This window comes from Azospirillum sp. TSH20, assembly GCF_003115935.1.
Classification (GTDB): Bacteria; Pseudomonadota; Alphaproteobacteria; order Azospirillales; family Azospirillaceae; genus Azospirillum.
Genome location: NZ_LGQU01000211.1, coordinates 1 through 1,638 on the forward strand (window position 1 = coordinate 1; position 1,638 = coordinate 1,638).

The 1,638-nt window shown below is 72.3% G+C and carries 1 protein-coding gene; it reads right to left on the reverse strand.

All coding sequences use genetic code 11. From position 1 onward, the window contains the following. Positions 1-1,462 (reverse strand): aldehyde dehydrogenase (NADP(+)) (locus TSH20_RS34370; protein WP_109493036.1); only part of this gene is annotated, 1,462 nt, incomplete at its 3' end. Positions 1,463-1,638: the final 176 nt, after the last annotated feature.

Below are 1,638 nucleotides of genomic sequence, written 5' to 3' on the forward strand. Positions count from 1 at the left end.
GGCGGATCGCCAGCGTGCCGACCGAGGTGCTGCGCGGGTCCGAGGTCGCCGGGAACGGGCCGCCATGCACCATCGCGTGGCAGACCTCAACCCCCGTCGGCCAGCCGTTCGCCAGGATCCGGCCGGCCTTGCGCTCCAGCGTCGGGATCAGACCCGCCACCGCGCCCTTATCCTCCGCATCCATCTGCAGCGTCGCCGTCAGCTGACCTTCCAGCTTTTCCGCCACCGCTTTCATCGCCGCCACGTCCTTACAGCGGATCAGCAGCGAGGCGGCACCGAAGACCTCCTCCTGCAACTCGGTGTCGGCCAGGAAGGCGTCCGCCGTCGTGCTGAAGAAGGCCGCCTGCGCCTGGTTCGGCCCGCTGCAGGCCAGACCGCGCGCCAGAGCCGTCACCTCGCCGATGCCGGCCAGCTTGGCGACACCGGCGTCATAGGCGGCGTGGATGCCCGGCGTCAGCATGGTCGAGGCCGCGCTGCCGCCGAGAGCCGCAACCGCAGCATCGACGAAGCGGTCGAGATCCGACCCATTGACGCCCAGCAGGATGCCGGGGTTGGTGCAGAACTGCCCGGCGCCCATGGTCAGCGAGGCGACGAACGCCTTGCCCAGCGCGTCGGCGCGGGAGGCCAGCGCCGCCGGCATCAGGAAGACCGGGTTGATGCTGCTCATCTCGGCATAGACCGGGATCGGTTCCGGCCGCCGGGCCGCCACCTCCATCAGCGCCAGCCCGCCGCGGCGCGAGCCGGTGAAGCCCACCGCCTTGATGCGCGGATCGGCGACCAGCGCCGTGCCGATCTCGTTGCCGGTGCCGAACAGAAGCGAGAAGACGCCTTCGGGCAAGCCGCAGGAGGCGACCGCCGCCTGGATGGCGCGGCCGACCAGTTCGGAGGTGCCGGGATGGGCGCCATGGCCCTTCACCACCACCGGACAGCCGGCGGCGAAGGCGGACGCGGTGTCACCGCCGGCCACCGAGAAGGCGAGCGGGAAGTTCGACGCGCCGAACACCGCGACCGGCCCCAGCGGGATGTGGCGCTGGCGGATGTCGGATCGGGGCAGCGGCGTGCGTGCCGGCAGGGCCGGGTCGATGCGCGCCTCGATCCAGCTGCCTTCGCGCACCACCTGGGCGAACAGGCGGAGCTGGCCGACGGTGCGGCCGCGTTCGCCCTCCAGCCGGGCGCGCGGCAGGCCGGATTCGGCCATGGCGCGGGTGATGAGGTCGTCGCCGATGTCGAGGATGTTCTGGGCGACGGCCTCCAGGAAGGTCGCGCGCTGCTCCAGGCCGGTTTCGCGGAAGCCGTCGAAGGCGGCCCAGGCCAGGGCGCAGGCACGGTCGACGTCCGCAGCGCTGCCGCCGCCGAAGACGGGCTCCAGCGCCTCGCCGGTGGCGGGGTCGACGGCGCGGAACTCGCCCTGGCTGCCGCGGTGGGCGCTGGCGCCGATCAGCATCTCGCCGGTGATGGTCATGTGGGGTCTCCTTGTTGGGCGGGTCGGCTGACGATTGCCCCCACCCCAGCCCTCCCCCGCTGGGCGGGCGAGGGAGTAAGTGCTTATGCGGGAGAGCGGCGGCAGTCCCTCCCCCGCCCAGCTCTCGCACAAAGCTATGCTTTGTGCTGACGCGGCAGGCGGACCGTAGGTCCGCT